Here is a 26,778-nt window from a genome sequence, read left to right as displayed (position 1 = left end):
ACCGGAGCGCGCCGCCACCCTCCTGCGCCGCCCTCACCCAACCTCTCCCTCCCGAGCTCCGCTCGGCGGGAGAGGAGCAGGCCAGCCCAACCCCCTCCGCTCATCCCGGCGAAAGCCGGGACCCAAGCCGAGCTTCGGATGAGCGCCTGCCACAGCAGGATATCCCGGACGCCAGCTCTGGGTGGCGCCTCGGCCCCCGCTGTGGGAGGCTCCCGCCATGCGCCTCCGGAGCATATCTCGCAGCTTCATTCCCGCCTTCGCGGCGGCATGTCTGTTGTTCGCGTGTGCGCGAGAACAGCCCGAAAGCCTGCGAACGGTCGCGGCGATCGAGGTGCCTCTCCGCACCAGCGCCGACAGGGCCGATCTCATCGCCATGCTGGGGAGGCATGCCCGCGCCGGGGGGCTGCACGTGGACGACGGGAGCGAACGCTGGGCCGAATTCAGAAAGGGCGCGCGTCCTGACGAGCCGCCCTTCGTGAAAGACGTGCTCACCAAGACGATCTACATCAGCGTCTGGCGCGGCTCCGAAGACGACGACCCGGAGGTGTTCGTAGACGACGGCGGTCACCAGGGGCGACCCTGGCTGAGGTTCCTGGCGGGCAAGCATCCCGAACTGGCGACGCGGGTCCGCACGGGCCTGCTGTCCGACATCAGGCGCCGGTGGCCAGAGGCGAGGGAGGTGCCCGTGATGCCGCGTGGCGGCTTGCCGCTGAGCGACGATCTGCTGTGGACGGGGACCGCCTACATCGCGAAACCCGAGCGGCTCAGCGCCTATGCCGCGCGGGCGGGTGAAGTTCGTCGTTCATCTGCCACGACGGCGCATTCTCCCCCGGAGAATGCCTCCCGCCCTTAAGGCCCATGGTCAGATGCGAGCCCGCAGGCAAACTGCCCGCCATGGACTTAAGCGCCAAGCGCGGTCCTGCGCCGCAAAAGCCGAGGAGGAGGACAGGGCCCGGAGGACCGCTAAGCGCCAGGAGCGGACTTTACCGTACGGCTCAGAAGCAGACGTTCAGAGGCGTCATCCAGCTAACGACGCCCGCCTGCGGACGACGCTTTACTTAGCGCGCGGAGGCCCATGCCCATCTTCCTTGAAGTAGCCATACCGCTCGGGATCCGCCAGCACAGCGTCAGCCGTGGAGAACGCTAGATCGCCCATATCGACACGCTGAAGGATCTTGATCATGCGGTCCCGGTCACACGCCCGCACCGCCTCGTCCCAATCTTCGAACAAGTTTGCTTCAGCCAAGCGCTCATTGACCGTCATAGCTGCAAACTTCGACATGCGCTGCTCCGCGCTCCCGCCCACATCAGCATGAAGCACAATTCGGCGTAGCCAAAGATGCCGCGCAGCCGAGATGCGCCACAATCACCCCTCCCTCCGCCCACGCCACTGCGCGCCGCTCCGCCACCGCCCACCCCTCCCCCATTGACTCCGCACTCCCATCCCCTCAAACCGCCGCAACACAGCAAAAACACGCCCCCAGGGAGGCTTTCATGCGCGTTGGTGTGCCCCGCGAGATCAAGCCGGACGAATACCGTGTCGGCCTGACGCCGACCGCGGTCCGCGAATATGTCTCCCACGGCCACGAGGTGGTGGTGGAGCAGGGCGCCGGCGCCGGGGCCGGCTATGCCGACGAGGCCTACGCCCGGGCGGGCGCGACCATCCTGCCCACCGCCGAGGCGGTGTTCGCCGAGGCCGAGCTGATCGTGAAGGTGAAGGAGCCGCAGGCCGTCGAGTGGGCGAGGCTCACCGACAAGCACATCCTCTTCACCTACCTGCACCTGGCGCCCGACCCGGCCCAGGCCGAGGGCCTGCTGGCCTCGGGCTGCGCGGCCATCGCCTACGAGACGGTGACCGACGCGGCCGGCGGCCTGCCGCTGCTCGCGCCCATGTCCGAGGTGGCCGGCCGCATCGCCGTCTTCTCGGCCGGCGAGACCCTGCTCAAGCACAACGGCGGCATGGGCCTCCTGATCTCCGGCGTGCCCGGCGTGCCGCCGGCCCGCGTGGCCGTGCTGGGCGGCGGCGTGGTCGGCATGAACGCTGCGCGCATGGCCGCCGGCCTCGGCGCCGAGGTGGTGATCCTCGAGCGCTCGATCCCGCGCATGCGCCAGCTCGACGACATGTTCCAGGGCCGCATCCTCACCCGCTACTCCACCCAGGACGCGGTGGAGGAGGAGGTGCTGCGCGCCGACGTGGTGATCGGCGCGGTGCTGACCGCCGGCGCCAGCGCGCCCAAGCTGGTGCGCCGCGAGCACCTGTCGCGGATGAAGCCGGGCTCGGTGCTGGTGGACGTCTCCATCGACCAGGGCGGCTGCTTCGAGACCAGCCGGCCGACCACCCACAACGACCCGACCTACACGGTCGACGGCGTGGTCCACTACTGCGTGGCGAACATGCCGGGGGCGGCGCCGCGCACCTCCTCGGAGGCGCTGGTCCACGCCACCCTGCCGTTCGGCCTGCAGCTCGCCGACCAGGGGCTGGACGCGCTGAAGAAGAACGCCCACCTGGCCAAGGGCCTGAACGTGCTGAAGGGCCAGCTCACCCACCCCGCCGTCGCCGACGCGCTGGGCAAGGGCTTCAAGGACCCCTACGGGGCGTGGAAGTAGCCTACCTCCCCCATCGCGGCAGCGATGGCGGGGGAGGTGCTCGCGCCGCCGGAGTAGACACACGCCCGCAACATTGGTCACCGTTCCTTCCGCCGAACGAAATCAGGGAAGGAGCCGCTCCATGTGCGACGACGACATTCACCCCGGCCTGGTGACCGATCCCACCGTCTCGCGGCGCGGGCTCGGCCTGTGGACCGTGGCCGCCGCGGGGCTCGCCGCCGCCTCCGCCGCCGGGGCCCAGGCCAAGGTCGTGGAGAAGGACGTGCAGGTGAAGACGCCCGACGGCGTCTCGGACTCCGTCCTCTTCCACCCCGAGGGCAAGGGGACCTGGCCGGCCGTGCTCCTGTGGCCAGACATCATGGGGCTGCGTCCCGTGAAGCGGCAGATGGGCCGCCGGCTCGCGTCGCAGGGCTATGTCGTCCTGGTGGTGAACCCGTTCTACCGCTCGCACACCGCGCCGGTGATGCCGGGCGAGATCAACTTCGGCGATCCGGAGACCCGCAAGACCCTGATGGGCTATCGCGCGGCGATGACCAACGAGGGGATCGACAAGGACAGCGTCGCCTACGTGGCCTTCCTCGACGCCCAGAAGCAGACCAACAGGAAGGCCAAGGTGGGCGTGCAGGGCTACTGCATGGGCGGGCCGCTGTCGTTCCGGACCGCCGCGGCCGTTCCCGGGCGGATCGGGGCGGTGGGCAGCTTCCACGGCGGGGGCCTGGTCACCGACCAGCCGTCCAGCCCGCACCTGCTGATCCCGAAGACCAACGCCGAGTATCTCGTGGCCGTGGCGAAGAACGACGACGCCCGCGCGCCGAACGACAAGGAGGTGCTGAAGAAGGCCTTCGCCGACGCCGGCAAGAAGGCCACCGTGGAGGTCTATCCGGCCGACCACGGCTGGTGCGTGCCGGGCTCGCAGGTCTACGACCAGGCCGCCGCCGAGAAGGCCTGGGCCGAGCTCTCGGCCATGTACAAGCGGGCGCTCGTCTAGGCTTGCCCTGTTCCGCGAGCTGAGCCAGTAATCCGCGCGTGAAGGCGGTCCCCCGTCGACAGGGGGCCAAGAGGGAACAGGGGTGCAGGGCCGGTCTCGGCCCGAATCCCCGGCTGTGCCCGCAACTGTGAGCGGCGAGGCCCGCGTCCGTTCCTCAGTATACGGAGGAAGCCACTGGGAAACCGGGAAGGCGAGGACGCGGCGCCCCTGACCCGCAAGCCAGGAGACCTGCCGTCTTCCGTCGCTCGTCCGTGGCCCGGGTCCAGGCCAACGGCGCGGGAAGGCGCGAGCCCTCCGTCGCAGCGACATCGCTGAAACGACGGAGGCGCCTGATGCGCAAGACCCTGCTTTCCACCACCGCCGCGGCCGTGGCCGCCCTTTCCACCCCCGCCCTGGCCGAGGACGCGGCGGTCGACGAGGTCGTCGTCACCGCCACCCGCCTGCCCACCGACGTGGACCTGGTCACGGGGGCCCGCGTCGTCGACCGGGCCGAGCTGGAGGCCCGCCAGACCGCCTTCGCCGCCGAGGTTCTGGCCACCCTGCCGGGCGTCGCCATCGCCCGCACCGGCGCCTTCGGCGGCGTCGGCGCGATCCGCATCCGCGGGGCGGGCCCCGACAAGACCCTCGTGCTGATCGACGGCGTCCCGGCCGGCGACCCCGCCGATCCGAATGGCGCCTACGACCCCGCCTCGCTGCAGACAGCCGACCTGGAGCGCATCGAGGTGCTGTCCGGCCCGCAGAGCTCGCTCTGGGGCTCCGAGGCGATCGGCGGCGTCGTGGCCCTGAGCACGCGGGAACTCTCCGGCTGGCGGCTGGAAGCCGAAGGCGGCAGCCTCGACACCGCCCGCGCCTTCGCCTCCGCCGGGGTCTCGGAGGACGGCTACGCCCTGAACGGCTCCGTCAGCGGGTTCCGCACCGACGGGGTCTCCAAGGCCGCCGGCGGCGCCGAGGACGACGGTTTCGAGACCTTCACCGCCAACCTCGGCGGCCGGGTGAAGCTCTCGGAGACCGCCAGCCTCGATGGCCGGATCCGCTACACCGACAGCGACATCGACATCGACGGCTTCCCGCCGCCGGCCTTCGAGCTGGGCGACACTCCCCATCGCAACACCAGCCGCGCCTGGTCCGGCTTCGTTCGGGGGCGTTTCGCAGCCCTGGGCCTGGACCACACGCTCAGCCTGTCGGCCTACGACCTCACCCGCGAGAACCTGACCGACTTCCCGGCCCGCTTCGAGGCGGATCGCCAGGTGCTGCGCTGGACGGCCGAGCGCGCGGGCCTGGTGGTGGGCGCCGAGCGGCAGGCCACGGAGGCCGACCTCTCCGGCCGGATCACCGAGGACCTGTCGGTCACCTCCGCCTTCGTGGTGGTGCGCCGCGAACTCGCGCCGGTCACCTTCACCGCCAGCCTGCGCCACGACGAGCCGGACCGGTTCAAGGGGAAGACCACCGGCCGGCTCTCCGCGGCCTGGGCGCTCGGCGGCGGCTTCACCCTGACGGGCTCGGCGGGCCAGGGCTTCAAGATCCCGACCATCAGCCAGTTCGCCTGCGACTTCTGCTTCGCCCCGCCCGTGCCGCTCGTCCCCGAGAAGGCGGCCGGCTACGACCTGCGCCTGGGCTGGCGCGGGGCGCGGGCCAGCGCCGCGCTCACCGCCTACCGGCTCGATGTGAAGGACCAGATCGCCTACCAGGGCCTGCGCTATGTCAACATCGCCCGCACGCGCTCCACCGGGCTGGAGGCCGAGGTCGACGCTCAGGTCACCGAGGCGCTGCGGGTGCGGCTGGCCTACGCCCGCACCGACGCGGTGGACCGCACGACGGACACGAGCCTGATCCGCGTGCCCGACCATGCGGGCGCCGCCAGCCTGATCTGGACCGAAGGCCGGCTTTCCGGCGCGCTCACTGTGCGGGCGGAATCCAGCCAGACGGACACCGCGCGCGACGGCTTCAGCCGGGTGACCCGCAAGGGCTTCGCCGTGGCCGACCTCGCCGGCGCCTTAGAGCTGACCGAGCAACTGACGCTCACCGCCCGGGTGGAGAACCTGGCCGACGAGCGCTACGCGGAGAGCTTCGGCTACGGCGAGCCGGGCCGGGCGGTCTACGTCGGGTTCCGGCTCAGGAACTAGGGGCGACCGCGCCCACGGCGGGGCGCTCGGCCCCCTCGGCCTCGCTGAGGGCGCCGAGCTCGCCCCGCGCGCGGGCGCGGCGGCCGTAGACCAGCTCGAACAGCGGCGTGGCCATGAAGGTGGTCACGATCGCCATCAGCACCAGCATGGAGAACAGCCCCGGCCCGATCAGCCCGCGTTGCAGGGCGATGTTGACCAGGATCAGCTCCATCATGCCGCGGGCGTTCATCAGGGCGCCGATGGCCATGGCGGTGGGGTTGTCCTGCCCGGTGAGCCGGGCGGCGGCCCAGCAGGCGACGCCCTTGGCGATGATCGATCCCCCCAGGACCGCGACGGTGACGCCGAGCAGGCCCACGCTGTCGACCATGGTCAGCTGGGTGTTCAGGCCCGAGTAGGTGAAGAACAGCGGCAGCAGCACCACGACCGCGAACGGCTCCAGCATCCGCTTCAGCTCCGCCGCCAGCCGACCGCGCGGCATCACCGCGCCCAGAACGAAGCCGCCGAACACCGCGTGCAGGCCCGCGTAGTCCATGGCGAAGGCGCTGGCCATGAAGGTGATCATCACCACGCTCAGCACGCCGGGCGTCAGCCGCCCCTCGCGCTCGACGATCCGGCCCAGCGGCGCGAGCAGCCGCGGACCCAGGGTGGTCATCATGGCGACAAAGGCCACGCCGCCGACGATGGCCTTCACGGCCACCGTGGCGCCGTCGCCGACCGTGGCCAGCACGACGGCCAGCACGCACCAGGCGGCGGCGTCGCCCATGGCGCCCGCGGCCAGCGACAGGGACCCCAGGGGCGTGCCGGTCACCCCGCGCTCGTTGAGGATCCGGGCCAGCATAGGGAAGGCGGTGATCGAGATCGCCGCGCCGATGAACAGCCAGGCCTGCACGCCATCGACCCCGTCGCCGAACAGGCCGAGGTCCATGAGCCAGGGCGCGATCAGGGCGGCCACCAGGAACGGCGCCACCATGCCGGACACCGACACGGCCGCGGCGCTCGCAGCGTTCGCCCGGAAATGGTCGCGGCGGAAATCCAGCCCGACCAGGAACATGTAGAGGCCGATGCCCAGCTGGGCGCCCACGTAGAGGACGTCCCGCGACTCCTTGGGGAAGACGGCGGCCTGCAGGTCGGGAGCGAGGAGGCCGAACAGCGAGGGGCCGAGGATCACGCCGGCGACCATCTCGCCCATCACCTGCGGCTGGCCGAGGGAGCGGTGGCCGATCCAGCCGACCACGCGGCAGGCGGCGAGGATCACCGCCATCTGCAGGAAGAACGCTACGCTGAGCTGCGCCGTGGTCATGATGTTCCGCCCCTGGCCGCCCGTCTGCGCGCGCGGTCCGTTTCGGCAGCAAAACACGGGCTTTTCAGCCCCGCAACGATTTTGTTAGCGCTATCAGATCGCCATGAGGCGCAGTTCCGAGCGGTTGGGCGCGGAAATTGCGGCGGAAGGCTCTAGGCGGCGGCCCAGGCGCGGGGGTCGAGGGCCACGGGGTCGTTGATCGCCATCTCGTCCCAGTCCAGGTCCGGCGGCGGGCTCATGGCGGCGGCGACGACAGCGCTCATCTCGGCGGCCGAGGCCACGCCCACCAGCACGGTGGCCGCTTCCGGGCGCGACAGCGCGAAGCCCAGCGCCGCCTGCAGCGGGTCGGAGCGGCCTTCGGCGATCAGGCGGCGGGCGCGGGAGATGCGGCCGGCGGCGGCCTTCAGGTGGCTGGGCGCGCGGTCGGGGGGCAGGAACAGCAAGCCGTTCAGGAAGATCGAGCGCAGCTGCACCTCGACGCCCATTTCGGCCAGGGTGGCGAGGGTCCCGTCGATCAGCAGGCGCTGGTCGAGGAGGGAGGTCGGCGCCTGCACCACGTCGGGCTTGAAGCGCTTGGTCAGCCCCACCGGGTCGTCGGAGGCGTAGACCGAGACGCCGATCTTGCGGCACACGCCGGCGTCCTTCAGCGCCCTCAGCCGGTCCCACAGGAGCGGCCCGTTCGGCGAGAAGAGGTCGGTGGCGGACGGCGCCAGGATGGTGTCCACGCGGTCGCAGCCCAGCCGCTGCATCTGGGCGCGCAGCTCGGCCTCGGCCAGATCCGGGCCGCGGTCGGGGCGCACCGTGGTGATGGTCAGCTTGAAGGGATTGGGCTTGGGCGTGATCTGGCCGATGGTCATCTCGGCCGACGGCGGGCAACGGCCCACCTCGAGCACCCCGATCCCGGACCGCGCCGCGATGGCCAGGATGTCGCGCGCTTCGGCGTCCCGCGGCCGGCCGCGGAAGGCCGGCTGGTCGAGGCCGAACTGGCCCGACCCGAGGCCGAGCTTGGTGATCGGAGACATCATGGAGGCGTAAGGCTTGGTAAGGTCCCTTTGAGCCGCCATGTTGCACCCGAGATGCTTACGAAGCCGTCTACACAACCTTGCCCAGGGGTTAAGGCGTGAGCCGCGAGCCCCTGCCGGAATGGCCGGTGTTCGGCCTGGCCGAGGACGTGCGCCCTGCGCTGCGCCGAGCCCGTGACGCGGGCCGCCCGGTGGCGCTCGCCACCCTGATCGCCGTGGAGGGCGGCGGCCCCCGGCCCGTGGGGACCCAGATGGTCTTCGCCGAGGGCTTCGTCGCCGGCTACTTCTCGGGCGGCTGCGTGGAAAGCGACGTCGCCGACCACGCCCAGGCCTGCCTGGCGGACGGGGCGCCGCGCACCCTGGTCTACGGCGAAGGCAGCCCCTGGCCGGACATCCGCCTGCTCTGCGGCGCGCGCATCGAAATCTTCGTGGAGCGGGTCGCGGCGGACGACCCCGCACTGGCCGCCCTGCTGGCCGCTGCGGCCGAGCGGCGGCCGGTCACCTGGGTGAGCGACGGCTACGCGCGCGCCTGCGCGGCCGAGCTGGAGCCCTGGCCGGAGGCCGCCGTGGTCCGCGACCACGACCCCGCGCCGCGCTTGGCGGTGGTGGGGGGCGACCCCACGGCGCTGGCCATCGCCGAGCTGGGCGCCCGCGCCGGTTTCGAGACGACCCTGGTCCGGCCGAAGGGGCCGGAGACGCCGCCGCCGATCGCCGGGGTTTCCTATTCGCGGGACGAGCCGGCCGAGGCGCTCGAGGCGCTGGGCCTGGATCCGTGGACATCAGTGGCGGTGGCCACCCACGATCTGGAGACCGACCAGGCGGCGCTGCGAGCGGCGCTGCCGTCGCCGGCGGCTTACGTGGGGCTGCTGGGCGCCCGCGCCCGCCTGCCGGAGCGGCTGGCCCGGCTGCGCGCGGCGGGGATCGCCGAGGGCGCCATCGCCCGGCTGCATGCCCCCATCGGCCTCGACATCGGCGGCAAGGCGCCCTTCGAGGTCGCCGTCTCGGTGATCGGCGAGATCATGGCGCTGCGCTATGCGCGGGCCAGCGGCAGCACCTCGACGGCCTCGCCCGCGGCTGCGGCCGCGGCGCCCGGCGGACGGCGCAGCAGCGCGTCGGCCACGGCGAACACGCTCACCAGCGAAGAATCCTGATCGCGGAAGGGCCGCACCGTGACGGTCCCGTCGGCATAGGCCAGCTTCGCCCGCATCCAGTGCTCCCTGGGGCCATTGGCGGGAAGGGCCTCCTCGAGCCGCGCGGCGATCATCGCGGGCTCGGCCGGAGCGCCCTGGTAGCGGGCGAGGATCGGCTTCAGGAACAGCTCGGCGCAGACGAAGGCCGACGCCGGGTTGCCCGGGAGCCCGAGCATGCGCCGTCCGTCGCCCAGGACGCCGAAGAAGGTCGGCTTGCCCGGCCGGATCGCCACGCTCTCCACCTTCATCTCCAGGCCGAGCGCCAGCCCTGCGGCCCGCACGAGGTCGTGGTCGCCCACCGAGGCCCCGCCCAGGGTCACGACGAGGTCGGCGTCGGCGCTCCGCAGGGCCTCGATCACCGCGTCCAGTTCGTCGGCCACGGGCTTGCCGCGCGTCGCATCCGCCCCCCAGCCGGCGATCATGGCGGTCAGCGCCGGCGAGCCGGAATCGTAGATCTGGAAACGGCCGGGCTCGGCCGGCGCCTCGACGATCTCCTCGCCGGTGGAGAGCACCGTCACCCGCGGCCGGCCGTGGACCGACAGCTCCGCCCGGCCGGCGGAGGCGGCGAGCGACAGCCGCCAGGGGTCGATCCGCACGCCGGGGGCCAGCAGCGCCTCGCCGGCGCGGAAGTCGCCGCCTGCCGGACGCACGTGGCGGCCCGGCTCGGCGGCGGGGACCCGCACCACATTGCCGTCGCGCTCGGCGTCCTCCTGGATCACCACCGCGTCGCAGCCCTCCGGGACGGCGGCGCCGGTGAAGATCCGCACGGCCTCGCCTTCGCCCACCGGGGCGTCGTAGCCGTGCCCCGCCGCGCTCTCGCCGACGATGCGCAGCGGCGCAGGGCAGTCGCAGGCCCGCACCGCCCAGCCGTCCATGGCGGAGGCGGCGAACGGCGGCTGGTCGCGCACAGCGCGCACCTCCTCGGCCAGCACCCGGCCGACGGCGCGGGCGATGGGGACGACCTCGGGGCGCAGCGGCTCAATCTCGGCGAGCATCCGCGCCCGGGCGTCTTCGACGGCAAGCAGGCGTCGTGTGGTCATGGGCTCCATCAACATGAAGCCTGCGGCCGGTTCAACCGCTCGTCTCAGGCCGGCTGCGGTTCGGACAGCGCCGTCTTCACGTGTGCGGCCAGGAAGTCGGTGAAGGCGCGCACGTGCGGCTGAGTCTTCAGATCCTCCCGGACAATCAGCCACAGCTCGGCGCGCAGTTCCGGCGGCGGCGGGAAGCAGCGCATCAGCTCCGGCTCGGCGTCGCCGATCACCACGGGCAGGGCGCCTAGCCCGAGCCCCGCCTTGAGGTTCCAGACCAGGTTGACGAGGCTGTTGCTGCGGCAGCGGATCGGCGCGTCCGGCGCGGAGGCCTGCAGCCAGCGCCAGCCGGGCAGGACGGACATCCGGCCCTCCATGCCGACGATGTCGTGGCCGGGGATCTGCGCCCGGTTGGCCGGCGCGCCGCGCTCCGAGGCGTAGGCGCGACTGCAGTAGATGGTCCAGTCGGTGTCCGGCAGGCGGCGGGCGACGATGCCCGCGCCCTCCGGCGCGATGCCGGCCCGGAGCGCCACGTCGGCCTCGCCGCGGGCGACGTCCAGCCTCGCGTCGCTCGCCACCACCTCCACCGAGATGCCGGGATGCCGTTCGCGGAAGGCGAGTAGGCACGGCGTCACCAGCCGGTTGGCCAGGGTCTCGCTGGCGGTCACCCGCACGGAGCCGGCCAGCTCCCGGGTCTGGGCGGCCAGGGCGGTGCGCAGCGCCTCGGCCTCGGCCTCCATCCGTTCGGCGGCCTCCACCGCGCGGCGGCCGGCGGCGGTCAGGGTCTGACCGGTGCGCCGGCGCTCGAACAGCGGCGCGCCCAGACGCGCCTCGATGGCGTCCAGCCGGCGCAGCACGGTGGTCTGGTTCACGCCCATGAGCTCGGCGCCGCGCAGGGCCGAGCCCGCGCGCGCGACGGCCAGCACATAGCGCAGGTCGTTCCAGTCCATGCCCCATACTGCATAGCTGCAGCACAGCTGTGCAATACCGGCGATTGGCGAACGTGGGTCGACGCGGCTATTCCCCGCGCCTTCCCGGCGGGGGCCGGGGCTTTCACCCACGTCGCGGCGCGCCGCGGCACGGGCCCAGTCAACAATCGAACGTAGCTGAATGGAGAGCCTGATGAAGCTCGCGTCCAAGGCCGTGCTCGGCCTGTCACTCGCCGCCGCGGCCGTCGCCGCCGTCGCCGTCGCCCAACCCGCGCCGGAAAAGGAGCCCACCCTGGAGGAGGTCCGCGAGGCCACCGCCCGCTATCGCGACGTGAACGTCGCCCTCGCCGAGGGCTATATCCGCGACCCCTTCGACATGTGCGACACCGCCGACATGATGGGCCGTCCCGCCGCCCTCGGCGCCATGGGCGTGCACTACTTCCGCCCGGACCTGGTGGGCGTCACCGCCCCGCCGAACCCGCGGGTGGACGGGAACGGCCTGCACACCGACTTCCGCAAGCCCTCGATCCTGATCTACGAGCCGCAGGCCGACGGCTCGATGGCGCTGGTGGCGGTCGAGAACCTGGTGTTCCAGAAGGCCTGGCACGCCGCCGGCCACAAGGGTCCGCCGACGTTCCGGGGCGTGAAGTGGGACGCCATGGCCGACGATCCGAGGACCCCGATCGACGAGGCCCACATGTTCCAGCCGCACTACGACCGCCACGTCTGGGTGCACCGCGAGAACCCGAACGGCGTCTTCGCCCAGTTCAACCCCAACGTCAGCTGCAAGCACCACAAGGGCGCGGCCGGCCACACCACCCACGCCGCGCGGTGATCGGGGGGGCCTAGGCCCGCCAGTCGCCGGACTTGCCGCCGGTCTTCTCGACCAGGCGGACGGTCTCGATGACCATGCCCTTCTCGGCGGCCTTGAGCATGTCGTAGAGGGTCAGCAGGGCCACCGAGGCGGCGGTCAGCGCCTCCATCTCCACGCCGGTCTGGCCGGTGGTCTTCACCCGTGCGGTGACGGAGAGCCCGCCCTCGGCGGGCTCCACCCGCACCTCGGCCTTGGTGATGGCCAGCGGGTGGCACATGGGGATCAGGTCCGAGGTCCGCTTGGCGGCCATGACGCCGGCGACCTCGGCCACGGCGCGGACGTCGCCCTTCTTCCCCTCGCCGGACAGGGCCAGCCCCAGGGTCTCCGCGGTCATCCGCAGGAAGCCCTCGGCGACGGCTTCGCGGGTCGTGGACGCCTTCTCCGAGACGTCCACCATCCGCGCCCGGCCGGTGTCGTCGATGTGGGTGAGCTTGCTCACTGCTCCAGCAGCCGGGGCATCAGCTCGACCATGTTGCAGGGCCCGTGGCGGCTGTCGAGCTGGGCGGCGATGACCTTGTCCCAGCCGTCGCGCACCGCGCCGTTGGAGCCCGGCAGGCAGAAGACGAAGCAGCCGCGCACGATGCCGGCCAGCGCCCGCGACTGCAGGGTGGACAGGCCCACCGACTGGTAGCTGATCAGGTGAAAGACGACGGAGAAGCCGTCGAGCTCCTTGTCGAACAGCGGCCGCACCGCCTCGGGCGTCACGTCCCGGCCGGTGATGCCGGTGCCGCCGGTGGTGACGATGGCCTCGACGCCGGCGTCCACCCAGGCGTTCACCTGGCGGCGGATCTCGTCCACGTCGTCGCGCACGATCGCCTTGCCGACCAGCTCGTGGCCGGCGCCGGTCACCCGCTCGGCCAGCAGATGGCCGGAGGTGTCGCTCTCCTCGTCGCGGGTGTCGGAGATGGTCAGGACCGCGATCCGCACGGCCTTGAAGGGACGGTTGGCGTCGATGCGTCCGCCGGGGGACAGCACGGGGGCGTTCATGGTCAGGTCTCCTGCTCCCAGCGCGCGACGTCGGCGTGATCTTCCGCGCGCGGCTCGATCCAGCGGGCGCCGCCGGGGCCGTGCTCCTTCTTCCAGAAGGGGGCGCGGCTCTTCAAGTAGTCCATGAGGAAGTCGCACGCCTCGAAGGCCTGGCGGCGGTGGCGCGAGGCGGTGGCCACGAAGACGATCGGCTCGCCCGGCGCGATCTTCCCCACCCGGTGCAGGATACGCAGGTCCTGCAGGCCGAAGCGGGTCCGCGCCTCGTCGGCGATCTTGCCGATCTCGTGTTCGGTGAAGCCCGGATAGGCCTCCAGCTCCAGGATGTCGGTGGCGCCTTCCTCGGCGCGGGCCAGGCCGGTGAAGGTGGCCACGGCGCCGACCTCGGCCCGGCCCCTGGCGAATTCGGAGAGCAGCTCGCCCGGCTCGAAGGGCTGGTCGGAGAGGGTGATCATCCGCCGCTCATCGGCGGCAGGAAGGCGACCTCGGCGCCGGGGCCGAGCGGCCGGTCGCCACGCACGATGGCCTGGTCCAGCGCCACCTGCACGCCGGGCCCGCCGAGCGCCTCCCCGAGCCGGGCGTCTTCTTCCGAGAGCCGCGCCCTCAGCGCCGCGATGGAGGCCGCATCGATCTCCCGCTCGCGCCAGCCCGCGAGGTCGCTCAGGCGCCCGAACAGCAGCACCTTCGCCACGCTCAGCCCCCCGTGGTGGACATGTGGCGGGCCACCGCCGGGGCCGCGGCGCGGGCGATCTTGAAGTCGTGGCCCTTCGGCTTGCCGTCCACCGCCAGGCGGATGGCGTCCACGAGGTCGGCGTCGGAGCCGCCGGCGCGGAGCACCGCCCGCAGGTCGGTGGCGTCGTCCTGCCCCAGGCAGGTGTGCAGGGTGCCGGTGCAGGTCAGCCGCACGCGGTTGCAGGATTCGCAGAAGTTGTGGCTCAGCGGGGTGATGAAGCCGAGCCGGCCGCCGGTCTCCGCGACTTCGGCGTAGCGCGCAGGACCGCCGGTGGAGAGCGGGATGTCGGTCAGCGTCCAGAAGCTCTCCAGCTCGGCGCGGACCTGCCTCAGCGAGAGATACTGGTCGGTGCGGTCGGCCTCGACCTCGCCCAGCGGCATGGTCTCGATCAGGGTCATGTCGCAGCCCCGACCGTGCGCCCAGCGGATCAGCTCCGGGAGCTCGGCGGCGTTGTCGTCCTTCAGCGCCACGGCGTTGATCTTCACCTTGAGCCCCGCCGCCTGGGCGGCCTCGATCCCCGCCATGACCTTGGCGAGGTCGCCGCCGCGGGTCAGCCGCCGGAACAGGTCGGGCTTCAGGGTGTCGAGCGAGACGTTGATCCGCCGCACGCCCGCCTCGGCCAGCCGGCCGGCGAACTGGGTGAGCTGGGTGCCGTTGGTGGTGAGCGTCAGCTCCTCCAGCGCCCCGGTCTTCAGGTGCCGGCCCAGGCCGGCGATCAGGTCCATCACGCCCTTGCGCACCAGGGGCTCGCCGCCGGTGATCCTGAGCTTCCGTGTCCCCAGGCCCACGAAGGCCGAGGCGATGCGGTCCAGCTCCTCCAGGGTCAGCACCTCGGCCTTCGGCAGGAAGGTCATGTGCTCGGCCATGCAGTAGACGCAGCGCAGGTCGCATCGATCCGTCACGGAGACGCGCAAATAGGTGACGGTGCGGCCGAAACCGTCCGTCAGGCCTTCGGGGCCTTGCCGGGATGTGGCGTCGTAGGGCGTCATGCGGCTCCAAAGATAGAGGGGAACGACGGTTGGCGACAGGGGCAGGACCGACGCAGGCGTTCGAGGCGGTGGTGCTGGCGGCCGGCGTGGGCTCGCGCTTCGGCGGCGGCAAGCTGCTCGCGCCCTATATGGCCGGCGTCCTGCTGGACGGGGCGCTGGCCGCCGCCTTCGCCGCGCCGGCGCGGAGCGTGACGGTGGTGACGGGGGCGGAGGAGGAGGCCGTGGCCCGCGCCGCGATCCGGCTCGCCGACCGCTTCGGCCAGCACGACCGCCTGCGCATGGTCCACGCCGCCGACTATGCGCTGGGCATGGCGCATTCCCTGCGCATGGGGATCGCCGGCCTGCCGGGCGAGACGCTCGGCGCCTTCGTCTTCCTGGGCGACATGCCCCGGGTGCCGCGCGACATCCTGCAGCCGATGGCCGAGGCGGTGCAGGCGGGCGCCCTGGCCGCCGCCCCGGTGTTCCAGGGCCGCCGCGGCAATCCGGTGCTGCTGGCCGCCGAGCTCTTCCCGCAGGTCCTGGCTCTGACCGGCGACGCCGGCGCCCGCCAGGTGCTCGCCGACCTCGGGGATCGTCTGGCCCTGGTGGAGGCCCCCGACGACGGCGTCCTGTTCGACGTCGACCGGGCGGAGGACCTGCCGGGCTAGACCGTCTTCACGAACGGCAGGGCCGTGGTCGGCTGGCCGTTCATCGCCAGGAGCGCGTTGGCCACGGCGGCGGCGATCACCGGGGTGCCGGGCTCGCCCACGCCGCTCGGCGGATTGGGCGAGGGCACGATGTGGGTCTCGACCGTCGGCGCCTCGGAATTGCGCAGCACCCGGTAGCCGTCGAAGTTGCCCTGCTCGACGCGGCCGTCCTTCAGGGTGATCGCCCCGTAGAGCGCCGCCGACAGGCCATAGCAGGTGCCGCCCTCCATCTGCGCCGCCACCTGATTGGGCGAGATGGCGATGCCGCAGTCGATGGCGGTGACCACCCGGCCGACCCGAGGCTCGCCGTCCACCATCTGCACCTCGGCCACCTGGGCGACCACCGAGCCGAAGCTCTCGTGCACGGCGACGCCGCGGGTCCAGCCGGCCGGGGGAGGCGTGGTCCAGCCGGCCTTCTCGGCGGCCAGGTTCAGGGCGGCCAGGTGCCGGTTGGCGCCGGCCTTCACATAGAGCGCCCGGCGGTATTCCACCGGGTCCTTGCCGGCCTTGCGGGCCAGCTGGTCGATGGTGTGCTCCATGACGAAGGCGGTGTGGGTCGCGCCCACCGAACGCCACCACAGCACCGGGACGCCGACGTCCGGGGTGATCAGCTGGGCGTCCACCACGGGCGTGGCCCTCAGATAGGGCGAGCCCTTGGTCCCTTCGACCGCCGTCTCGTCCAGCTTGGGCTCGCCCATGGGGGAGCCCTTCATGATCGACTGGGTGACGACCCGGTGTCGCCAGGTGGCCGGATAGCCGTCGGCATCCGTGGTGATCCGCACGGCGTGGTGAACGATCGGCCGGTAGTAGCCGGCCTGCATGTCGTCCTCGCGGGTCCAGACCAGCTTCACCGGCCGGCCCTTGCCGACCTTCTTGGCGATGTGCACCGCCTCGACCACATAGTCGGACTGGAAGGTGGTGCGCCGCCCGAAGGAGCCGCCGGCGAACAGGGTCTCCACCTCGATCGCACCCGGGACATTGAGCACGATCTTCGCCGCGTTCATCTGGTCCAGCGTCGGCGACTGCGAGCCGTGGATCAGCTTGCAGCGGTTGCCGTTGACGATGGCCACGCAGTCCATCGGCTCCATGGCCGCGTGCGCCAGGTAGGGGAAGTCGTAGGTGGTCTCGAGCGCCGCGGTCCCGCCCGCCGCCCGGGCCGCGTCGCCCTTGGTGTCGAAGGCCGCCCAGGTGGTCTTCTCCGGCGTCGTCCTGCCCGCGGCGATGTCGCGGAACAGGGCGGTGATCTCCTCCGAGCCGCGCTTCTCGGCCTTGGCCTCGTCCCAGGTGACCTTCAGGGCGTCGCGGCCCTGGCGGGCGGCCCAGGTGTTGTTCGCCACCACCGCCACGCCGGACGGGATCTGGAAGACGTCGACCACGCCCGGGACCTTGCGCGCCGCCGCGCCGTCGAAGGACGACACCTTGGCCCCGAACCGGGGCGGGTGCGCCACCATGGCCACCAGCATGTTCTCCAGGCGCACGTCGGAGGTGAACCTCGCCGTCCCGTCGCTCTTGGCCTGGGAGTCCTTGCGCCGCACCCGGTCGGTGCCGATCAGGGTGAAGGTCTTGGGGGCCTTCAGGGCCGGGCTCTGCGGCGGCGCCACCTTGGCGGCGTCCTCCAGAAGCTCGCCGAAGCCCGCCTGGCGGTTCGAGGCGGCGTGGCGGACGACGCCGTCCTGCACCGTCACCTCGGCCACCGGCGCGTTCCAGCGGTTGGCGGCGGCCTGGACGAGCATCGCCCGCGCCGAGGCGCCGGCGGTGCGCAGCTGGGTCCAGGAGTTCGGGATCGCCGAGGACCCGCCGGTCCCCTGCACGCCCATCATGGAGTTGGCGTAGACCTTGGCGTTGGCCGGCGCCTGCTCGACCCGCACCTTCGCCCAGTCCGCGCCCAGCTCCTCGGCGACGATGGCCGCGAGCCCGGCATGGTTGCCCTGGCCGAACTCGATGTGCTTGGAGACCACCGTCACCCAGCCGTCCGGGGCGATCTTCACGAAGGGGCCGAAGGCGCCGAAGTCCTTCTTGGCGCCGATGCTCATGAGGTCGGCGGGCGAGCAACCGACGACCAGGGCGCCGCCGGTGAGCGCCGCGCCGACCGTCAGCGCGTCGCGCCGGGTGATGTCCTTCAGGGGCTTGTTCATGGCGTCCTCAGGCCTTGGGCGGCGGCACGGCGAGCGGGGCGGGGGTGACGGCCACCGGCGGCGGCGCGGGCCGGCCCATGCCGGCGGCGTCCTTGATGGCGGCGCGGATGCGCTGATAGGTCCCGCAGCGGCAGATGTTCCCGTCCATGGCCGCGTCGATATCGTCGTCCGACGGCTGCGGCGTCGCGGTCAGCAGGGCGACCGCGCTCATGATCTGGCCCGACTGGCAGTAGCCGCACTGCGGTACGTCGTGGCGCACCCAGGCCTGCTGCAGCGGGTGCTGGCCGCCCAGGCTCTCGATGGTGGTGATCTTGGCGCCCGTGAAGGCGGAGATCGGCGCCGAGCACGAGCGCACCGGCTGGCCGTCGGCCAGGACCGTGCAGGCGCCGCACTGGGCCACGCCGCAGCCGTACTTGGTCCCGGTCAGCCCCAGTTCATCGCGCAGCACCCACAGAAGGGGCGTATCCGGCGCGGCCTGCACCTGCACGGCCCGTCCGTTCACATCGAGCGTGGTCGCCATGGAGTCCCCTCTGACGCATCTGGATCAGGCATCCTATCGCCGTTCAGACACCACGGTAAGCCGCCCGCCTTGCGTGTCCGGGCCGATCCGCTAGCTATGCCCCGGACACGCGCCGCACATCCTTTCAGGAGAGACCGTTTGCTTCGTCCCGTCCTCGCCGTCGCCGCCCTTTCGCTCGCCGCCGGTCCCGCCCTCGCCGCCGATGGCGAGCAGCTGTTCAACATGCAGTGCAAGATGTGCCATGGCGGAACCCCGATGGGCCCGCCGCTGACCGGCGTCGCCGGCGGGAAGATCGCCGCCAAGGAGGGCTTCGCCTATTCCGAGGCCCTGAAGGCCAAGGGCGGGACCTGGACCGATGCGAACCTCGACGCCTTCCTCAAGGCGCCCACCCAGTTCGCGCCCGGCACCAAGATGATGATCTCCGTCCCCGCCGACGACAGCCGCCAGGCCCTGATCGCCTACCTCAAGACCCTGAAGTAGCGGCATGGACGCCTTCCCCGCGTTCTTCCCGCTCGCCGGCCGCACGGTGGTCATCGCCGGGGAGGGCGAAGGTGCGGAAGCCAAGGCCCGGCTGTTCGAGGGCTCGCCCGCCGTCGTACGGCGGCTGATCGCCCAGGACGCGCTGACCCCGCTCTCCTACCAGGGGGCGGCGCTGGCCTTCATCGCCAGCCCGGACGATGCGTTCGCGGAGGCCGCCGCCGCCGCCGCACGCAAGGCCCATGTGCCGGTGAACGTGGTCGACCGGCCGGCGCTCTGCGACTTCACCACCCCCGCCGTCATCGACCGGGGCGAGGTGGTGGCCGCGGTGGGCACCGGCGGCGCCTCGCCGATGCTCGCCACCCTGCTGCGCCACGACATCGAGGCCCGGGTGCCGGAAGGCGCCGGACGGGTGGCGGCCCTGTTCCGCAACCTGCAGGACGAGGTGCGCCGGGCGCTGCCCGAGCCGCACCGGCGCCGCGCCTTCCTGCGCGCGGCCCTGACGGGCCCGGCCGCCCAGGCGGCGTTGTCCGGCGACATGGAGGCCGCCGCGCGGCGCCTGCGCGAGGCGCTGGAGGAGGACGCCCCGAGCTTCGGCGTGGTCCAGGTGCTGGATGCCCGCGGACCTGCCGAGCACCTCAGCCTGAAGGCCAGCCGCGCCCTGGCCGCCGCCGACGTCTTGGTCTGCGATCCGGGCGTGGACCCCAACGTCGTCTCGCTGGCCCGCCGGGACGCCGAGCGCATGGCGCCCGAGACGCTCACGCCGGAGCGGCTGCGCGCCTTCGTGGAGGACGGGATGCGGGTCGTGCGCCTGCACGCCGGCCACGTCCCGACCGACGATCTCGCCGCTGCCGGCGTCACCATCGAGTTGCTGCCGATTGTTCAGGAATAATACCCGGGCGATATTGACGAGGAATAATATCCGGGTAAAAGGCGCGCTTCGCCCGGAGCTGCGCCATGCGTCATCTGATCCCGTCCGAGAAGCTCGCCGCCGTGGAGGAGGCGCTCCTGCAGGCGTTCGGAACCGCGGCCCCCGACGCCCCGCCGCGGCCGATGATCGGAGGCATGTCGGGCGCCCGGCTGTTCCGGATCCGGGTCGGCGGTATCCCATATATCCTGCGGCTTGAGCCGGAGCGCGCGCCGCCGTTCGGGGATCCGGTCCGGGCGCACGCCTGCATGCGGATCGCCGCGGAGGCCTGCCTGGCGCCGCCGGTCCGATACGCCGACGCGGCCACCGGCGTCGTGATCATGGACCTGATCGCCGAGCAGCCGCTGACCGAGTACCGCGGTGACCTGATGGTCGAGCTCGGGCAGTCGGCGCGCCTGCTGCACGAGACGAAGGCCTTCCCGCCCCTCGTGGACTACCTGGCGGGCATGGACGTCCTGCTGGGCTGGTTCCGCGTCGCGGGCCTCGTCACGCCCGAGGCCGACGAGTTGTTCGAGCGCTTCGCGGCCTTCCGGGACCGATACGCCACGCCCGAGGCCGATCTCGTCTCCAGCCACAACGACCTCAACGCCAGGAACGTGCTCTACGACGGCCGCCGGCTGTGGCTGATCGACTGGGACGCGGCCTTCCTGGCCGACCGCTATGTGGACCTGGCCGGCCTCGCCAACTGGTTCGGCGCTGGGGCCGAGGACACCGAGCGCCTGCTCGCCACCTATTTCCGCGCCTCGCCGACGGAGGCGCAGAGAGCCCGGCTGTGGCTGATGCGGCAGGTGAACCACCTGTTCTACGGGGTGATGTTCGCCCTCAGCGGCGCGGAACTCCGCCGGCCCGCCGACATCGCCGGCGCGCGGGGACTCGCCGAACTGCGCGCCGACCTCGCCGGGGGCCGGCTCGACCTGCACCGCGCGGGGGTGCGCCTCGAGTTCGGCGCGGCCCTGCTGGCGGAGGCCCTCGCCGGCTTCCGGAGCGCCGGCTTCGGGGCGCAGCTCGCCCGCGCGGCCTAGGCCGCTGCGCGACCCCTACTGGTCGAGGGGACGGCCGCGCGTCTCCGGCAGCAGGAACAGGCAGGTCACCACGCTGATCGCCGTGAAGGCGAACGGGTACCAGAGCCCGGAGTAGATGTTCCCCACGGCCGCTACGATGGCGAAGGCGGTGAAGGGCACGAAGCCGCCCACCCAGCCGGTGCCGATATGGTAGGGCAGCGACAGGGCCGTGTAGCGGATCCGCGTCGGGAAGAGCTCCACGAGGCAGGCCGCGATCGGGCCGTAGAGGGCGGTGGCCGCGACCACGAAGATCATCAGCACCCCAAAGGCGGCCACCAGGTTCATCCGCTCTGGGTCGGCCTTGTCGGGGTATCCGGCCTGCGCCAGGCCCTGCTTGATGCGCCGTTCCACCGAGGCCTTCAGCGCCTTCGCGACCTCCGGCGGCTGGCCGGTGGCGTCGGCCGAGGGGATGACGTTGTTCCCGACCCGCACCTGCGCCGGCGCCCCGGCCACGCCCGCCTGGTTCGAGTAGGAGACGCCGGCGTTGGCGAGCGTGCTCTTGGCGATGTCGCAGGAGGTGACGAACTGCGCCTTGCCCACCGGGTCGAACTGCAGGCTGCAATCGGCGGGGTCGGCCACCACCACGACCGGCGTGCGCGCCTCGGCCTCGGCGAGCGCCGGGTTCAGGGTCTGGGACAGCATGTGGAAACCGGGGAAGTAGGCCACCAGCATCAGGGTCATGCCGAACAGCATCACCGCCTTGCGGCCGAGCTTGTCCGACAGCCAGCCGAAGAAGACGTAGAGCAGGGCGCTGGCCGCCGTGGCGCTGAGCATCAGGATGTTGATGGTCTCGGGCGCCACCTTCAGGAACCGCTCCATGAAGGTCTGGGCGTAGAAGAAGGCGGTGTACCAGACGGCCCCTTGCGCGAACATGATCGCCACCAGCGCCAGGAGCACGATCTTCAGGTTCCGCCACTCGCCGAAGGACTCCTTGAAGGGCGCCTTCGAGTGCTCGCCCTCCGCCTTCATCTTGGCGAAGGCCGGGCTCTCCGACAGCTTCAGCCGCATCCAGATGGAGATCGCCAGCAGGCCGGCGGAGAACAGGAAGGGGATGCGCCAGCCCCAGGCGTCGAAGGCGTCGGGCCCGAACAGCTCGCCGACCGCCAGCCGGGTGACGAGGATCACCACCAGGGCCCCGAACAGGCCCAGCGCCGCGGAGGTCTGCACCCAGCTCGTGGAGCGCCCCCGCGCGTTGGTCGGCGCGTGCTCGGCGACGTAGATCGCGGCGCCGCCGTACTCCCCGCCCAGCGCGAAGCCCTGGATGATCCGCATCAGCACGAGCAGGCCCGGACCCAGCAGGCCCACCTGGGCGTAGGTCGGCAGGAGGCCGATGGCGAAGGTCGCCCCGCCCATCAGGGCCACGGTCACCAGGAAGGCGCCCTTGCGGCCCACGCGGTCGCCGATCCGCCCGAACACCAGCGCGCCCAGCGGCCGGAACAGGAAACCCGCGCCGAACAGGGCCAGCGCCGCCACATAGCCGGCCGTCTCGTTGAGACCTGAGAAGAAGGTCCTGGAGATCACCTGGATGAGGCTGCCGAAGACGAAGAAGTCGTACCACTCGAAGGCGGTGCCGGCCGCGGAGGCGGCCACCACCGTCGTCAGCGAGGTCTCCTTCTTCTGGCCCTCGGTCTCTCCTGCGGCGAGCTCCGCCATGCTGTTCTCCCCCCGGTTTGGCGCAAGCTGTAGCACCGCTCGCCGAACGCTTGGAAGGCGGGGCGAGAGAATGGCGCGCGGCGGCGAACCAGCGCAGGCTGGCGCCGTTTGGGGAGGGGCATCCCGGAGACCGCATTGCAGGACATGACCGACGTGGCCGGGGGCGAGCTGAAGTACGTCCCGGCTCCCCCCGCGCCGCCGCCTCCGCCTCCGGAGGAGCCGAACTCGCTCTGGCGGCGCCGGCCGATCCAGGTTGCGCTCGCGGCGGTCGGGCTCCTGCTGCTGGTGTTCCTCTGGCTGAGCTGGGCGCTGCCGGTCGGGCGCGCGCTGGAGCCGCTGGAGAACCCGACGCTGGTGCTGGTCACCGCCGACGGCAAGCCGTTCGCCCGCCGGGGCTCCTACAAGGAGGCGCCCGTCGAGGTTGAGAGGCTGCCCGAGCACGTGCCCCAGGCCTTCGTCGCCATCGAGGACCGGCGCTTCTATTCCCACCTGGGCCTCGACCTGCGCTCCATCGCCCGCGCCGCGGTGACCAATGCGGAGGAGGGCGAGATCCGCCAGGGCGGCTCCACCATCACCCAGCAGCTCGCCAAGAACGCCTTCCTCAACAACCGCCAGACCTTCCGCCGCAAGGCGCAGGAGGCGCTGATCGCCCTCTACCTGGAGGCCAGGCTGTCGAAGGAGGAGATCCTCTCCCGCTACCTCTCCTCGGTCTATTTCGGCGACGGGGTGTTCGGCCTGCGCGCCGCGGCCCGGCACTTCTTCAACAAGACGCCAGAGCAGCTCACCGTCGGGGAGGCCGCCATGCTGGCCGGCGTCGTGAAGGCCCCCTCGCGCCTCGCCCCCACCGAGGACTTCCGCGCCTCCCAGCAGCGCCAGCGGGTGGTGCTCGCCGCCATGGTCGACCAGGGCATGATCACGCCCGCCCAGGCCCGGCAGGCCCGTCGCGTGCGCCTGCGCGAGGGCCGCAGCAGCCTGCCGGTGGGCTCCTACTTCGCCGACTGGATCTCGGCCGAGACCAAGCGGGTCTTCGACCGCGCCTACGGCGAGGTCCAGGTCCAGACCACCCTCGACTCTGTCCTGCAGGCCCAAGCCCAGCGCGCCGTGCGCCGGGCGCTCGCCGGCGCCCGCGGCCAGCGCGCCACCCAGGCGGCCCTCGTGGCGATGCGCACCGACGGGCGGGTCGTGGCCATGGTCGGCGGCCGCGACTACCAGGAGAGCCAGTTCAACCGCGCCACCCAGGCGATGCGCCAGCCGGGTTCGGCCTTCAAGCTGTTCGTCTACCTCGCCGCGCTCCGCCGCGGCATGACGCCGGACAGCGCCATCCTCGACGCGCCGCTGAAGCTCGGCGACTGGACTCCGGAGAACCACGAGGGCGAGTACGCCGGCCGGATGGTGCCGCTGCGCGACGCCTTCGCCCGCTCCTCCAACGTGGCCGCCGTCCGGCTGTCCGAGCAGGTGGGCCGCCAGAACGTGATCCGCGCCGCCCGCGACCTGGGGGTCCGCGCCGACATCCCCAACGACCCGACCATCGCGCTCGGCACCCCGCAGATGTCGCTGCTGGAGCTGACCTCCGCCTACGCCGCCGTGGCGGCCGGGCGCACGCCGGTGATCCCTCGCGGCCTGGCGGCGGAGCCAGTCTACGGCCCCTTCGGCCGACCGCCGCGGCCGCGCGCGCTCGACGCCCGCGAGCGCGACGCCCTGCTCCTGATGCTGCGCGAGGTGGTCACCCGCGGCACCGGGACGGCGGCCAGCCTGCGCGTGCCCGTCTACGGCAAGACCGGCACCAGCCAGGACTATCGCGACGCCTGGTTCGTGGGCTTCACCGGCGACCTGGTGGTGGGGGTGTGGGTCGGCAACGACGACAACTCGCCGATGCGGGGCGTCACCGGCGGCACGATCCCGGCGCGGATCTTCCGCGACTTCACGGGCTTCGCGGCCTCACGGCAGGACTTCCGCGAGCCGCTGCGGGCCGAGCCCAGCCAGGAGACGGTGGACCTGGAGGCGATCGACCCCGAGCCGCTGGAGCTGCCGCCGATCGAGGGCGAGACCCTGGACCCCATCGGCGAGCTCCCGCCCGCGCCCGAGGGGGCGTCGCCGCCCGTGCTCGCGCCGCCCGAGGAGCTGGACGTCCCGCCGCCGGACGAACCCGCGCCGGAGGAGCCTCCGCCGGAAACGCCCTAGGGGTGTCAGGCCACGGCCGAGGCGGCGGGGTCGCCCGCCTCCGGCTCGGCGCTGAGCCGGGCGATCTCGGCGATCAGGGCGGCCGGCGAGATGGGCTTGCCCACCACGCCGTCCATGCCGGCGTCGAGGTAGGTCTGCCGCTGGTGCGACAGCACATTGGCGGTCAGCGCGACCACCGGCGTCTGGGCCGCCGGACCGCCCAGGGCGCGGATGCGGCGCACCGCCTCCAGCCCGTCGATGCCGGGCATCTGCACGTCCATCAGGATCAGGTCGAAGCCGCCGCGCTCGGCCGCCTCGACGCCGAGGTAGCCGTCGGGCGCGGTCTCCACCGAAGCGCCCAGGTGCTCCAGCATCTTGGTGGCGATCATCCGGTTGGTGGCGTTGTCCTCGACCACCAGGATGCGCAGGCCCTCCAGCACCGGCTGCACGGCCTCGGCCTCGGGGGCGCGGACCTCGGCGGCCTCGGCGGCCACCTCCAGCCAGAAGGTGGAGCCCTCGCCCTCGACCGAGGTGAAGCCCACGTCGCCGCCCATCATCTCGGCCAGCCGCTTGGTGATGGCGAGGCCCAGGCCCGTGCCGCCGAACTTGCGGGTGGTGGAGGCGTCGCCCTGGTCGAAGCGCTGGAATATGCGCGGCTGGGCTTCGGCGGGGATGCCCACGCCGGTGTCGCACACCTCCAGCCGCAGCCGGCCGGGCGCGGGCGCGGCGCAGCGCACGGTGACGCCCCCGCGCTCGGTGAACTTCACGGCGTTGCCCACGAGGTTGAACAGCGCCTGGCGCAGGCGGACCGGGTCGGAGACCACCCAGCCCATGGCGGGATCGCTCTCCACGCTCAGCGTCAGCCCCTTGGCCTGGGCCTGCGGCCTCAAGAGCCGGGCCACCCCGTCCACAAGGGCCGCGGGGTCCATGGGCTCGCAGGCCAGCTCCAGCCGGCCGGCCTCGATCTTCGAGAAGTCCAGCACGTCGTTGAGGAGCTCGGCCAGCATGTGGCCGCAGTTCAGCGCCTCCGCGAGCATGGTGCGGCCGTCCTCGCTGAGGTTCTCGTGCCGCAGGAGCTGAAGGACGCCCATCACGCCGTTCATCGGGGTGCGGATCTCGTGGCTCATGTTGGCCAGGAAGGCGGCCTTGGCCTCGCCGGCCGCTTCCGCCGCCCGCTGCGCCTCGATCAGGGCCAGCTCCTGGCGCTTGCGGGCGTCGAAGTCATGGACCAGGCCGACCGCCTTCAGCCAGCGGCCGCCGCGACCGACCTTCAGGTGATGCACCACGCGGACCCAGCGCTCCTCGCCGTCCTCGCGGACGATGCGCGCCTCGAAGGCCTCGCCGGAGCCTTTCTTGCCGGAGTGCAGGGCGCGGAAGGATTCCCGCACATGGTCCAGGTCCTCGGGGTGGAACCCCGGATAGCGGAGCTGGGTCGCCTCCTCGTAGGTGGAGCGGCGGCCCTTGCCCGTGAGCTTCTTGAATTCCGGCGAGCACCAGAAGGTCTTGTTGACGTGGTCGATCTCGTAGACGCCGGCCTCGGCGGCTTCGAGGGCGAGCTTCAGGCGCTTGGCGTTCTCCAGCGCGTCGCGGCGGGCGTGGCGCATGCGCTGCTCGCCCAGGCGGGCGGCGTCGCGGGCCTCGGCCAGTTCGGTGATGTCCTGCGACAGGCCCTTGAGCGCGTGCATCCCGCCGTGCCGCGGCTCGGTGTGGAAGGTGACGCGGACGGTGATCCAGCGGTCCTTCAGCCTCAGGCGGTGCTCGAACTGGGCCGGCACGCCGTCGCGGACGCCGCGGTTCATGATCGCCTGGATCTCCTCCCGCTCGTCCGGGTGCAGGCGCGCGGCGAACGCTTCGGGCGTCTCGTACTCGTCGGCCGTGAAGCCGGTCAGCGCCACCAGCTCGTCCGACCAGTGGCTGCGGCCCTCGTGCGGCTCGTAGGTCCAGACCCCGATCCCGGCCGAGGCGCCCAGCAGCTTGCGGGTGCGGCGAGCCTCCTCCAGCTCCGCCTGCCGCGCGCGGTCGGCGGTGGCGTCGCGCATGGTCACGATCAGCGACCCGTCCGGCATCTTCTGGCTGCGCGACCCCATCCAGACCCAGGCGCCGTCCTTTCGCCGCAGCCGTACCTGGCTCTCGCGGACGTCGCCGGGGGCCATGGCGCGCACGCGGTTGCGCACGTCGGGCAGGTCGTCGGGATGCATGAACTCGCCGACGAAGCGGCCGAGCACCTCGTGCTCCGGCCAGCCGAGCACGCGCTCCCACGCCGGGTTCACCAGCTTCAGCACGCCGCCCGGCGCGGCCACATGCATGAGATCGCCGCTGTTCTCGAACAGCCAGCGGATCATCTCATCCTTGTCGGCGGCGCCTGTCGCGCTCTGTCCGGCCATGCGTTTC

At 72.2% G+C, this 26,778-nt stretch carries 24 protein-coding genes, 1 pseudogene and 1 riboswitch; of the genes and pseudogenes, 11 read left to right on the top strand and 14 right to left on the bottom strand.

Features of this window, described 5'->3' with window-relative positions; all coding sequences use genetic code 11:
* The first annotated feature begins 217 nt into the window (after positions 1–217).
* Positions 218–853, top strand: a complete 636-nt coding sequence (locus tag VM685_RS03900) for a hypothetical protein (RefSeq protein WP_325458803.1) — start codon at positions 218–220, stop codon at positions 851–853.
* Positions 854–1,054: 201 nt separating this feature from the next.
* On the opposite strand, the gene VM685_RS03895 is transcribed toward VM685_RS03900, so the two are convergent.
* Positions 1,055–1,282, bottom strand: coding sequence for a hypothetical protein (locus tag VM685_RS03895; protein WP_325458802.1), 228 nt, complete (start codon positions 1,280–1,282; stop codon positions 1,055–1,057).
* 212 nt (positions 1,283–1,494) lie between these two features.
* Between VM685_RS03895 and ald the strand changes: the two genes are divergently transcribed.
* The 3 genes from ald to VM685_RS03880 all read left to right on the top strand — a co-directional run bounded on the left by ald (position 1,495) and on the right by VM685_RS03880 (position 5,718).
* Complete coding sequence (gene ald / locus VM685_RS03890; RefSeq protein WP_325458801.1) at positions 1,495–2,607, top strand: alanine dehydrogenase; 1,113 nt, start codon at positions 1,495–1,497, stop codon at positions 2,605–2,607.
* A 121-nt stretch (positions 2,608–2,728) separates the two neighbouring features.
* A complete protein-coding gene (locus tag VM685_RS03885; RefSeq protein ID WP_325458800.1) occupies positions 2,729–3,595 on the top strand; it encodes a dienelactone hydrolase family protein in 867 nt (288 codons plus the stop codon).
* A gap of 28 nt (positions 3,596–3,623) precedes the next feature.
* Positions 3,624–3,845, top strand: a riboswitch (cobalamin riboswitch).
* A gap of 82 nt (positions 3,846–3,927) precedes the next feature.
* Positions 3,928–5,718 carry a TonB-dependent receptor plug domain-containing protein gene (locus tag VM685_RS03880; protein WP_325458799.1) on the top strand — a complete coding sequence of 597 codons (1,791 nt, stop codon included), beginning with the start codon at positions 3,928–3,930 and terminating at the stop codon, positions 5,716–5,718.
* On the opposite strand, the gene VM685_RS03875 is transcribed toward VM685_RS03880, so the two are convergent.
* Together VM685_RS03875 and VM685_RS03870 are read right to left on the bottom strand one after the other, a co-directional pair.
* Complete coding sequence (locus VM685_RS03875; RefSeq protein ID WP_325458798.1) at positions 5,708–7,018, bottom strand: cation:proton antiporter; 1,311 nt, start codon at positions 7,016–7,018, stop codon at positions 5,708–5,710. The genes VM685_RS03880 and VM685_RS03875 overlap by 11 nt on opposite strands.
* Before the next feature lie 152 nt (positions 7,019–7,170).
* Positions 7,171–8,043, bottom strand: a complete 873-nt coding sequence (locus VM685_RS03870; RefSeq protein ID WP_325458797.1) for a bifunctional regulator KidO — start codon at positions 8,041–8,043, stop codon at positions 7,171–7,173.
* 95 nt (positions 8,044–8,138) lie between these two features.
* Here VM685_RS03870 and VM685_RS03865 point away from each other — a divergent pair.
* Positions 8,139–9,047 (top strand): annotated as a pseudogene (locus VM685_RS03865) (XdhC family protein); the annotation flags it as partial.
* A 23-nt stretch (positions 9,048–9,070) separates the two neighbouring features.
* Here VM685_RS03865 and glp read toward each other — a convergent pair.
* Together glp and VM685_RS03855 are read right to left on the bottom strand one after the other, a co-directional pair.
* Positions 9,071–10,279, bottom strand: a complete 1,209-nt coding sequence (gene glp / locus VM685_RS03860) for a gephyrin-like molybdotransferase Glp (RefSeq protein WP_325458862.1) — start codon at positions 10,277–10,279, stop codon at positions 9,071–9,073.
* Positions 10,280–10,314: 35 nt separating this feature from the next.
* Positions 10,315–11,208 (bottom strand): LysR family transcriptional regulator, encoded by an 894-nt coding sequence (locus VM685_RS03855; protein ID WP_325458796.1) that lies wholly within the window; start codon positions 11,206–11,208, stop codon positions 10,315–10,317.
* A 172-nt stretch (positions 11,209–11,380) separates the two neighbouring features.
* On the opposite strand from VM685_RS03855, the gene VM685_RS03850 reads away from it, so the two are divergent.
* Complete coding sequence (locus VM685_RS03850) at positions 11,381–12,022, top strand: hypothetical protein (protein WP_325458795.1); 642 nt, start codon at positions 11,381–11,383, stop codon at positions 12,020–12,022.
* Positions 12,023–12,032: 10 nt separating this feature from the next.
* On the opposite strand, the gene moaC is transcribed toward VM685_RS03850, so the two are convergent.
* From moaC to moaA, 5 genes are read right to left on the bottom strand one after another with little or no spacing between them, the layout of a single operon-like run.
* On the bottom strand, positions 12,033–12,500 hold the full coding sequence (moaC, locus tag VM685_RS03845) for a cyclic pyranopterin monophosphate synthase MoaC (RefSeq protein WP_325458794.1): 468 nt from the start codon (positions 12,498–12,500) through the stop codon (positions 12,033–12,035).
* On the bottom strand, positions 12,497–13,048 hold the full coding sequence (gene moaB / locus VM685_RS03840) for a molybdenum cofactor biosynthesis protein B (RefSeq protein WP_325458793.1): 552 nt from the start codon (positions 13,046–13,048) through the stop codon (positions 12,497–12,499). Before moaB ends, moaC begins: the two co-directional genes overlap by 4 nt.
* Before the next feature lie 2 nt (positions 13,049–13,050).
* Positions 13,051–13,500 (bottom strand): molybdenum cofactor biosynthesis protein MoaE, encoded by a 450-nt coding sequence (locus tag VM685_RS03835; RefSeq protein ID WP_325458792.1) that lies wholly within the window; start codon positions 13,498–13,500, stop codon positions 13,051–13,053.
* On the bottom strand, positions 13,497–13,736 hold the full coding sequence (locus tag VM685_RS03830) for a MoaD/ThiS family protein (RefSeq protein WP_325458791.1): 240 nt from the start codon (positions 13,734–13,736) through the stop codon (positions 13,497–13,499). The genes VM685_RS03835 and VM685_RS03830 overlap by 4 nt, the downstream gene beginning before the upstream one ends.
* A 2-nt stretch (positions 13,737–13,738) precedes the next feature.
* On the bottom strand, positions 13,739–14,767 hold the full coding sequence (moaA, locus tag VM685_RS03825) for a GTP 3',8-cyclase MoaA (protein WP_325458790.1): 1,029 nt from the start codon (positions 14,765–14,767) through the stop codon (positions 13,739–13,741).
* A gap of 29 nt (positions 14,768–14,796) precedes the next feature.
* On the opposite strand from moaA, the gene VM685_RS03820 reads away from it, so the two are divergent.
* Positions 14,797–15,414, top strand: a complete 618-nt coding sequence (locus VM685_RS03820) for a nucleotidyltransferase family protein (protein ID WP_325458789.1) — start codon at positions 14,797–14,799, stop codon at positions 15,412–15,414.
* On the opposite strand, the gene VM685_RS03815 is transcribed toward VM685_RS03820, so the two are convergent.
* Together VM685_RS03815 and VM685_RS03810 are read right to left on the bottom strand one after the other, a co-directional pair.
* On the bottom strand, positions 15,411–17,588 hold the full coding sequence (locus tag VM685_RS03815) for a xanthine dehydrogenase family protein molybdopterin-binding subunit (protein WP_325458788.1): 2,178 nt from the start codon (positions 17,586–17,588) through the stop codon (positions 15,411–15,413). The two genes, VM685_RS03820 and VM685_RS03815, sit on opposite strands and share 4 nt — an antisense overlap.
* A gap of 7 nt (positions 17,589–17,595) precedes the next feature.
* Positions 17,596–18,108, bottom strand: a complete 513-nt coding sequence (locus tag VM685_RS03810; protein WP_325458787.1) for a (2Fe-2S)-binding protein — start codon at positions 18,106–18,108, stop codon at positions 17,596–17,598.
* Positions 18,109–18,246: 138 nt separating this feature from the next.
* Between VM685_RS03810 and VM685_RS03805 the strand changes: the two genes are divergently transcribed.
* The 3 genes from VM685_RS03805 to VM685_RS03795 all read left to right on the top strand — a co-directional run bounded on the left by VM685_RS03805 (position 18,247) and on the right by VM685_RS03795 (position 20,535).
* The gene (locus VM685_RS03805) at positions 18,247–18,588 is read left to right on the top strand and encodes a c-type cytochrome (RefSeq protein ID WP_325458786.1); all 342 of its coding nucleotides are present in this window, start codon (positions 18,247–18,249) and stop codon (positions 18,586–18,588) included.
* 4 nt (positions 18,589–18,592) lie between these two features.
* Positions 18,593–19,477, top strand: coding sequence for an NAD(P)-dependent oxidoreductase (locus VM685_RS03800; protein WP_325458785.1), 885 nt, complete (start codon positions 18,593–18,595; stop codon positions 19,475–19,477).
* Between the two features lie 65 nt (positions 19,478–19,542).
* A complete protein-coding gene (locus tag VM685_RS03795) occupies positions 19,543–20,535 on the top strand; it encodes a phosphotransferase (RefSeq protein WP_325458784.1) in 993 nt (330 codons plus the stop codon).
* A 15-nt stretch (positions 20,536–20,550) separates the two neighbouring features.
* Here the strand turns inward: VM685_RS03795 and VM685_RS03790 are convergent, their stop codons facing one another.
* Positions 20,551–22,227: an MFS transporter gene (locus VM685_RS03790; RefSeq protein WP_325458783.1), complete on the bottom strand. Its 1,677-nt coding sequence runs from the start codon at positions 22,225–22,227 to the stop codon at positions 20,551–20,553.
* 144 nt (positions 22,228–22,371) lie between these two features.
* Between VM685_RS03790 and VM685_RS03785 the strand changes: the two genes are divergently transcribed.
* On the top strand, positions 22,372–24,408 hold the full coding sequence (locus VM685_RS03785; protein ID WP_325458782.1) for a PBP1A family penicillin-binding protein: 2,037 nt from the start codon (positions 22,372–22,374) through the stop codon (positions 24,406–24,408).
* 5 nt (positions 24,409–24,413) lie between these two features.
* Here VM685_RS03785 and VM685_RS03780 read toward each other — a convergent pair whose 3' ends face one another.
* Positions 24,414–26,771, bottom strand: coding sequence for an ATP-binding protein (locus VM685_RS03780; protein WP_325458781.1), 2,358 nt, complete (start codon positions 26,769–26,771; stop codon positions 24,414–24,416).
* Between the last annotated feature and the right edge of the window lie 7 nt (positions 26,772–26,778).

Source organism: Phenylobacterium sp. (genome assembly GCF_035539035.1).
Classification (GTDB): Bacteria; Pseudomonadota; Alphaproteobacteria; order Caulobacterales; family Caulobacteraceae; genus Phenylobacterium.
This window is presented reverse-complemented; position numbering and strand designations above follow the sequence as displayed.

Bases quoted from the DNA above. Each gene is read 5' to 3' on its own strand.
- VM685_RS03900 (WP_325458803.1), top strand. From the start codon at position 218: ATGCGCCTCCGGAGCATATCTCGCAGCTTCATTCCCGCCTTCGCGGCG.
- VM685_RS03895 (WP_325458802.1), bottom strand. From the start codon at position 1,282: ATGTCGAAGTTTGCAGCTATGACGGTCAATGAGCGCTTGGCTGAAGCA.
- ald (WP_325458801.1), top strand. From the start codon at position 1,495: ATGCGCGTTGGTGTGCCCCGCGAGATCAAGCCGGACGAATACCGTGTC.
- VM685_RS03885 (WP_325458800.1), top strand. From the start codon at position 2,729: ATGTGCGACGACGACATTCACCCCGGCCTGGTGACCGATCCCACCGTC.
- VM685_RS03880 (WP_325458799.1), top strand. From the start codon at position 3,928: ATGCGCAAGACCCTGCTTTCCACCACCGCCGCGGCCGTGGCCGCCCTT.
- VM685_RS03875 (WP_325458798.1), bottom strand. From the start codon at position 7,018: ATGACCACGGCGCAGCTCAGCGTAGCGTTCTTCCTGCAGATGGCGGTG.
- VM685_RS03870 (WP_325458797.1), bottom strand. From the start codon at position 8,043: ATGATGTCTCCGATCACCAAGCTCGGCCTCGGGTCGGGCCAGTTCGGC.
- glp (WP_325458862.1), bottom strand. From the start codon at position 10,279: ATGGAGCCCATGACCACACGACGCCTGCTTGCCGTCGAAGACGCCCGG.
- VM685_RS03855 (WP_325458796.1), bottom strand. From the start codon at position 11,208: ATGGACTGGAACGACCTGCGCTATGTGCTGGCCGTCGCGCGCGCGGGC.
- VM685_RS03850 (WP_325458795.1), top strand. From the start codon at position 11,381: ATGAAGCTCGCGTCCAAGGCCGTGCTCGGCCTGTCACTCGCCGCCGCG.
- moaB (WP_325458793.1), bottom strand. From the start codon at position 13,048: ATGAACGCCCCCGTGCTGTCCCCCGGCGGACGCATCGACGCCAACCGT.
- VM685_RS03835 (WP_325458792.1), bottom strand. From the start codon at position 13,500: ATGATCACCCTCTCCGACCAGCCCTTCGAGCCGGGCGAGCTGCTCTCC.
- moaA (WP_325458790.1), bottom strand. From the start codon at position 14,767: ATGACGCCCTACGACGCCACATCCCGGCAAGGCCCCGAAGGCCTGACG.
- VM685_RS03815 (WP_325458788.1), bottom strand. From the start codon at position 17,588: ATGAACAAGCCCCTGAAGGACATCACCCGGCGCGACGCGCTGACGGTC.
- VM685_RS03810 (WP_325458787.1), bottom strand. From the start codon at position 18,108: ATGGCGACCACGCTCGATGTGAACGGACGGGCCGTGCAGGTGCAGGCC.
- VM685_RS03800 (WP_325458785.1), top strand. From the start codon at position 18,593: ATGGACGCCTTCCCCGCGTTCTTCCCGCTCGCCGGCCGCACGGTGGTC.
- VM685_RS03795 (WP_325458784.1), top strand. From the start codon at position 19,543: ATGCGTCATCTGATCCCGTCCGAGAAGCTCGCCGCCGTGGAGGAGGCG.
- VM685_RS03790 (WP_325458783.1), bottom strand. From the start codon at position 22,227: ATGGCGGAGCTCGCCGCAGGAGAGACCGAGGGCCAGAAGAAGGAGACC.
- VM685_RS03785 (WP_325458782.1), top strand. From the start codon at position 22,372: ATGACCGACGTGGCCGGGGGCGAGCTGAAGTACGTCCCGGCTCCCCCC.
- VM685_RS03780 (WP_325458781.1), bottom strand. From the start codon at position 26,771: ATGGCCGGACAGAGCGCGACAGGCGCCGCCGACAAGGATGAGATGATC.